The sequence below is a fragment of the Streptomyces sp. MI02-7b genome (assembly GCF_033793585.1).
Lineage (GTDB): Bacteria > Actinomycetota > Actinomycetes > Streptomycetales > Streptomycetaceae > Actinacidiphila.
On record NZ_JARAWX010000027.1, the window covers coordinates 103,021 to 109,494 of the forward strand.

At 72.5% G+C, this 6,474-nt stretch carries 5 protein-coding genes, 1 tRNA gene and 1 pseudogene; 2 read left to right on the forward strand and 5 right to left on the reverse strand.

The window, feature by feature from the left end; all coding sequences use genetic code 11:
• Window positions 1-17: 17 nt before the first annotated feature.
• From thrS to PV364_RS33580, 3 genes are all read right to left on the reverse strand, one after another.
• Window positions 18-2,000, reverse strand: a complete 1,983-nt coding sequence (gene thrS / locus PV364_RS33570; RefSeq protein WP_319664397.1) for a threonine--tRNA ligase — start codon at window positions 1,998-2,000, stop codon at window positions 18-20.
• Between the two features lie 110 nt (window positions 2,001-2,110).
• Window positions 2,111-3,298 (reverse strand): hypothetical protein, encoded by a 1,188-nt coding sequence (locus tag PV364_RS33575; protein ID WP_319664399.1) that lies wholly within the window; start codon window positions 3,296-3,298, stop codon window positions 2,111-2,113.
• Window positions 3,298-3,864, reverse strand: a complete 567-nt coding sequence (locus PV364_RS33580) for a DUF4365 domain-containing protein (protein WP_319664400.1) — start codon at window positions 3,862-3,864, stop codon at window positions 3,298-3,300. The genes PV364_RS33575 and PV364_RS33580 overlap by 1 nt, the downstream gene beginning before the upstream one ends.
• A 167-nt stretch (window positions 3,865-4,031) precedes the next feature.
• On the opposite strand from PV364_RS33580, the gene PV364_RS33585 reads away from it, so the two are divergent.
• Window positions 4,032-4,775, forward strand: a complete 744-nt coding sequence (locus PV364_RS33585) for an exonuclease domain-containing protein (RefSeq protein ID WP_319664402.1) — start codon at window positions 4,032-4,034, stop codon at window positions 4,773-4,775.
• 67 nt (window positions 4,776-4,842) lie between these two features.
• Here the strand turns inward: PV364_RS33585 and PV364_RS33590 are convergent.
• Together PV364_RS33590 and PV364_RS33595 are read right to left on the reverse strand one after the other, a co-directional pair.
• Window positions 4,843-4,914, reverse strand: a tRNA-Val gene (locus PV364_RS33590).
• Window positions 4,915-4,953: 39 nt separating this feature from the next.
• The gene (locus tag PV364_RS33595; RefSeq protein ID WP_319664403.1) at window positions 4,954-5,430 is read right to left on the reverse strand and encodes an SRPBCC family protein; all 477 of its coding nucleotides are present in this window, start codon (window positions 5,428-5,430) and stop codon (window positions 4,954-4,956) included.
• A gap of 81 nt (window positions 5,431-5,511) precedes the next feature.
• On the opposite strand from PV364_RS33595, the pseudogene PV364_RS33600 reads away from it, so the two are divergent.
• Window positions 5,512-6,474: pseudogene (locus PV364_RS33600) on the forward strand (hypothetical protein); the annotation flags it as partial.

Here is a 6,474-nt window from a genome sequence, read left to right on the forward strand (position 1 = left end):
ACGGGCGGGGCCGGCCGTCAGACCTGGACGCGGTCCTCGACGGCCTTGGCGATCTCGGCGAGGGCCTCGTCGCGCGGGATGCCGTTCTTCTGCGAGCCGTCGCGGTAGCGGAAGGAGACCGTGCCCGCGGCCATGTCCTCGTCACCGACGATGACCATGAAGGGCACCTTGCTCTTCTGGGCGTTGCGGATCTTCTTCTGCATGCGGTCCGCGGAGCCGTCCACCTCGACCCGCAGGCCCTTCTTGCGCGCCTCGGCGGCGAAGTCCTCCAGGTACGACACGTGCGCGTCGCCGATCGGGATGCCGACCGCCTGCACAGGGGCCAGCCACGCCGGGAAGGCGCCCGCGTAGTGCTCCAGCAGCACCGCGAAGAAGCGCTCGATGGAACCGAAGAGCGCGCGGTGGATCATGACCGGGCGCTGTTTGGAGCCGTCGGCCGCCGTGTACTCCAGGTCGAAGCGCTCGGGCAGGTTGAAGTCGAGCTGGACGGTCGACATCTGCCAGGTGCGGCCGATGGCGTCCTTGGCCTGGACGGAGATCTTCGGGCCGTAGAAGGCGGCGCCGCCGGGGTCCGGGACGAGCGGCAGGCCCTGCTTCTCGGCCACTTGGCGCAGGACCTCGGTGGCCTCGTCCCAGGTCTCGTCCGAACCGACGTACTTCACCGGGTCCTTGGTGGACAGCTCGAGGTAGAAGTCGGTGAGGCCGTAGTCGCGCAGCAGGTTGAGGACGAAGGTGAGCGTCTTGTCGAGCTCCTCGGCCATCTGCTCGCGGGTGCAGTAGATGTGCGCGTCGTCCTGCGTGAAGCCGCGGGCGCGGGTGAGGCCGTGCACGACGCCCGACTTCTCGTACCGGTACACGGTGCCGAACTCGAAGAGCCGCAGCGGCAGTTCACGGTACGACCGGCCACGGGCGTCGAAGATCAGGTTGTGCATCGGGCAGTTCATGGGCTTGAGGTAGTAGTCGACGCCCTCGTCCAGCTGCATGGGCGGGTACATGCCGTCGGCGTACCAGTCCAGGTGGCCCGAGGTCTCGAAGAGCTTCCCCTTGGTGGCGTGCGGGGTGTAGACGAACTCGTACCCCTCCTCCTCGTGCCGGCGGCGCGAGTAGTCCTCCATGACCCGGCGGATGATGCCGCCCTTGGGGTGGAAGACCGCGAGGCCCGAACCGATCTGCTCCGGGATGGAGAACAGGTCCAGCTCGGAGCCGAGCTTGCGGTGGTCGCGCTTCTCGGCCTCGACGAGGAAGTCCAGGTATTCCTTCAGCTCGTCCCTGGACGGCCAGGCGGTGCCGTAGATGCGCTGCAGCTGCTTGTTCTTCTCGCTGCCGCGCCAGTAGGCGGCGGCTGAGCGCATCAGCTTGAACGCCGGGATGATCCGGGTGGTGGGCAGGTGGGGACCGCGGCAGAGGTCCTTCCAGCACAGCTCGCCGGTCTTGGCGTCCAGGTTGTCGTAGATGGTCAGCTCGCCGGCGCCGACCTCGGCGGAGGCGCCCTCGGCCGCGTCGGCGGCGGAGCCCTTGAGGCCGATCAGCTCCAGCTTGTACGGCTCGCCGGCCAGCTCCTCGCGGGCGGTGTCGTCAGTGACGGCACGGCGGGAGAAGCGCTGACCCCGCTTGACGATCTCCTGCATCTTCTTCTCGATGCGCTTGAGGTCGTCGGGGTGGAAGGGCGTCTCGACGTCGAAGTCGTAGTAGAAGCCGTCCTTGATGGGCGGGCCGATGCCGAGCTTCGCCTCCGGGAAGAGCTCCTGCACGGCCTGCGCCATCACGTGCGCGGTGGAGTGGCGCAGGATGTCGAGGCCGTCCTGGCTGCCGATCTCCACGGCCTCGACCTCGTCGCCGTCGGCGATCTCGTACGCGAGGTCCTTCAGCTGACCGGCGACGCGCGCGGCGACGACGGTGCGGTCGCCCTCGAAGAGCTCGGCGGCCGTCGTGCCCGTGGTCACCACGCGCTCTTCCCGCTCATCGGAATCGCGTTTGATGGTCACACGGACGTCTGACACCGGTCTCTCCTGACGTATGTCCCAATGGGGCCCGGCAGCGGAAGCTGCACCGCTGAATCCTACCGAGCCCCGCGGGTCCGCCGCGAAGTGATCGCTGCCGGGAGGGCGCGTCACCCGCCGAAGGAGTCCTCGAAGGTGTCGACCCCGCCGTGCAGCGCCTTCAGCAGCCGGTCGCGGTCGGCCTCGTCGACGTGGACCGGCGTCGGCGCGGTCGGGTGCGTCAGGTACCGGAAGCCGGTGCGGGTCTCCAGCCGGCCCGACAGCCGGATCGGCAGTCCCACCAGATGCGCCTGGGCGGCGATCCGGTAGGCGTCCTCGGCCAGGCGCACCCGGATGTGCCGGACGTCCGCCCCCGCCAGCACCCGCAGCCGCACCGTGCCGCTGCCGGAGGGCCGCGGGCGGCGCAGCCGGGTGACCGTCCCGGTGACGCGCACGTCCACCGACGGCTCCTCCCGCACGTAGCGCTCGCTGGCGGCCTCCAGGGCCGGCAGATCGCCGGGGGAGAACTCGACCGGCTCGGGCACGGCCGCGAAGCCGGCCGGTGGCCCCGCCCCCGGGGCCCAGGACAGGGTGACGACCACGCCCTCGGTCCCGCGTATCAGACGGATCAGGGAGTCGGCCAGCTCATGGCAGACCCCCAGGCCCACGGCGGCGTCGAAGGCCTCCATGCCGCCGGTGGTGCGCTGGTAGTCCACCGCGTCCCGGGCGGCCTGCAGCGCGCGCAGCAGCGTCGCGGTGACGGACCGCCCCTCCGGGACCGGCGAGTAGGCGGTGAGTTGGTGTCCCGCCGGAGCGGGGCCGACGAGCACCTGCTCCAGGTAGGCGGAGGCGTGGCCGGTGTGCCGCTGGCCGAAATAGCCCCAGCGGTCCCGTTCGGCGCGGGCCGCGGCCATGAGCATGATCCGGGCGGCCGAACGCAGCTGCTCGGCCGCGGTCCACGTCACGGCCGCCCCGTCGATCAGCGGCACCGAACGCTGCCAGCGGATCTCGTCACCCGGCACGGCGAGCGCGGTCAGCACCTCACGCGCCGAGGGCACGCCGCAGCGGGCGAGGGCGTCCAGCGCCTCGCCGAGCAGTTCCTCGTGATCCGCGTAACGGACTTCGCCCCGCCGGTCGGGCACCAGGAGGCTCATACGGGCGGAGGCCCCGGTGTCGCCGGGCGGCGTCCAGCGCGTGTAGCGGCCGGGTGTGCCGCCGCGCAACTGCCAGCCGTGGCGGGCCAGCAGGGCGGTGAGCACTCCGGGGTCGACCCGCTCGGGGTCGGGCGGCACGATTGCGTCGTCGGCCGGCCGGCTCATCAGGGCCTCCCTCCCGCCCCGACCCGGGTCATGATCTCGCACAGGGCGCGGTCGTCGAAGATCCGCGCGGTGGGTATCCGCACGGTGGTCTTGCGCTTGCCGGTCACGGCGTGGCCGGCGAGGTTCGTCCAGTAGCAGCAGTGTCGCAGTTCCAGCCGGTCGTGGCCGGCCCGCAGCCAGTCCTCCTGCGTGCGCGGCACGAGCATCACCACCAGGATCTTGTGCACCGACACCGGCGACCGGGCCAGCTTCACCAGGTGCTCGTTCTCGAGCGTGAAGGCGAAGGTCGGCCCGGGCGGACGTGGCGCCACCTGGTAGGTGCACTTGAGCTGCACCTTGATCGTGACCTCGTCGTCGATGTCGTGGCCACGTGAACTGTGACTTATGTGCCAGTCGATCCCGTTGTCCGGAAAGGGCTGGGCGAGCGAACAACCCGCGGCCGCGGCGACCGCGTGCAGATAGCCCACCTGCAGGGTTTCCATGCTGGTGGTGGTGGCGAGCCCGCCCCGCAGCGGTGCGACCCGCCCCGGCAGCAGCCCGCCCGGTATGGGCTGCTCGAGCGCCATCGCTCTCCGTGCCTCTCCGGGCCGCGGGACTCCTGGTGATTCCCCGTACCCTGTCCATCCCCATCGACGTCAAGTCACAAACGAGCCGGGTTCGGTGACATCCGGTCACGGGTACTCATCACAGTGAGCGATCCGTCAATTCGTCACCTTTGTACGGGGGGTGCGCCATGCCGCACTGGTACGACGGCCCATTGGCCGCCTTCGACACCGAGACCACCGGCGTGGACGTCGAGCGGGACCGTGTGGTCTCCGCCGCGCTGGTGGTGCAGGACACGCCGCACGCGCCGCCGCGCACGACCGGCTGGCTGATCGACCCCGGCGTGCCGGTCCCGGACGGCGCCCGAGCGGTGCACGGCCTGGACGACGCCTACTTGCGGGCCAACGGCCGCCGGCCGGGCCCGGTCATGGAGGAGATGGCCCGGGCACTCGCCGACCAGGCCGCCCTGGGCGTGCCCCTGGTGGTGATGAACGCGCCCTTCGATCTCACCCTGCTGGACCGCGAGTTGCGCAGGCACCGCGGCACCGCCCTGGACGGCTACCTGGTGCGCGGGCCGCTGCGGGTGCTCGATCCTCGGGTGCTGGACAAGTACGTCGACCGCTACCGCAAGGGCCGCCGCACGCTCACCGATCTGTGCGCGCACTACGGAGTGGCCCTGACCGACGCGCACGACGCCTCCGCGGACGCGCTCGCCGCGCTGGCCCTCGTGCGCGAACTGGGACGGCGCTTCGCCGAGCGCATAGGCACGATGCCGCCGGCCGAACTGCACGCCCGTCAGGCCCTGTGGCACGCCGGTCAGGCACGGGGGCTGCAGGCCTGGTTCGCCCGCAGCGGCACGGACGAGCGGGTCGACCCGGCCTGGCCGCTGCGCCCCTCCGCCCCGGTCACCGCGTCGGAGGAGCCCGCGGCGTAGGGCGTCAGGACCGCGGCACGCGCAACGGCGGAAGGCCGGTCCTTGAGGACCGGCCTTCCGTGGTGCGTGGGCGATACTGGGATCGAACCAGTGACCCCTTCGGTGTGAACGAAGTGCTCTCCCGCTGAGCTAATCGCCCGGGAACGTCCTGAACCATACAGGGCCCGGGGCACTGCGTTCAAACCACTTGGCCGCCGTCCGCCGCGTCGCGGTCCAGCCGGGCCGCGAGACCGCGCCTGCCCCGCCGCATCATCAGCGCGTGGTTGGCCCGGAACAGCGGACGGCACAGCACGGCGAGCCGGCGCATCAGCGGCTTGTTGACGATCACGTCCTCCTCGAACAGCAGGCGCGTGCCGCCGCCCGTCCCGCCCGCGCCGACCGTCCAACGCACCCAGCCCTCCAGGTCGCCGCTCATCGCCGCCTCCAGGACCCGCGCCGCCGGGTCGCGCCGGGTCTGCCGCGCGGTCACCATCAGGTCGTACGGCAGGACCGAGCGGAAGCGCAGCATGCCCACGGTCTCGCCCGTCTGCCGCACCTCGCGGATCTGCGGCCACCACGACGGGTACTGATCCGGCCGCTCCAGCAGGCCGTAGACCGCCTCGGGCGGCGCGGGCAGCTCCCACAGCGTGCGGAAGCGGTAGCGGCTCCAGTCCATGGAGCCAGTGTGCGTACTCAGCGCGCATCTGAGTAGCCGCGCGCATGACGCCGGGCCGGGCCCGGCGCCACACTCCGACGCATGGACCCGACCCGCCCGCACACCGATCGCTGTCCCGGCTGCGGCTGGTACCTGCCCGCACCCGTCCCGCCGATGGCGCCGACGCCGGCCTGCCCGCGGTGCGGGACGACGCTGGTGGGGCCGGCCGCCGACGAACTGCGCGACACCGACCGCGCGATCCGGCGCCTTGACGCCGAACGCGGCCGGCTGCTCATGCGGCGCGCGCAGCTCCTCGCCCACCTGCGGCCCGCCTTCCCGGCCCCGCCGACTCCCGTGTGGGGCAAGCCGATTGCGGCGTCCGACGCCTCGCCTCGGACGGTGCAGAACCTGCTGCTGGCGCTGGGCGGGCTGCTCCTGGCGGTCGCCGCGGTCGCCTTCACCGTCATCAGCTGGGGCCACCTCGGCATCGCCGGCCGCTCCGCGGTCCTGGGTGTCCTCACGCTGGCCGCCGCGGGCGTCCCCGTACTGCTCCTGCGGCGCTCGCTGGTGGCGACGGCGGAGGTCGTGGCATGCCTCGCCCTGGTGCTGCTGCTCCTCGACGCCTACGCCCTGCGGCGGGTGGCCTTCCCCGAACCGGACGGCCTGCGCTACGCGGCGGTCGCCCTGGCCGTCGTGAGCGCCGCCTGGGCCGCTTGCGCCCGGCTGCTGCCGCGCCTCGTGCTGCCCGGGCCCCTGGCGTTCGTGCTGGCCCAACTTCCCCTGCTCCTCTGGGCGTCGGCCGCGCGGTCCGGCTACGCGACGGCGGCGGCGCTGCTCGCGACTTCCGCACTCGACACGGTGGCCGCGCTGCGCGCCGCGCGCCCCGGCCCCCGCCTGACCGCCACTGTGTGCGGCACCGCGCTCGGCCTGTGCGGACTGCTGACCGCGGGCGTCCTGTCCGGCGCCGCGACCGGCACCGGGGCGGCCCTGCGGGCGAGCGGTCTGCTGCTCGGCGCGGCGGCGATCGCGGGCACGGCCGCCCTGCGGCGCGCGCCTGCCCCGCCC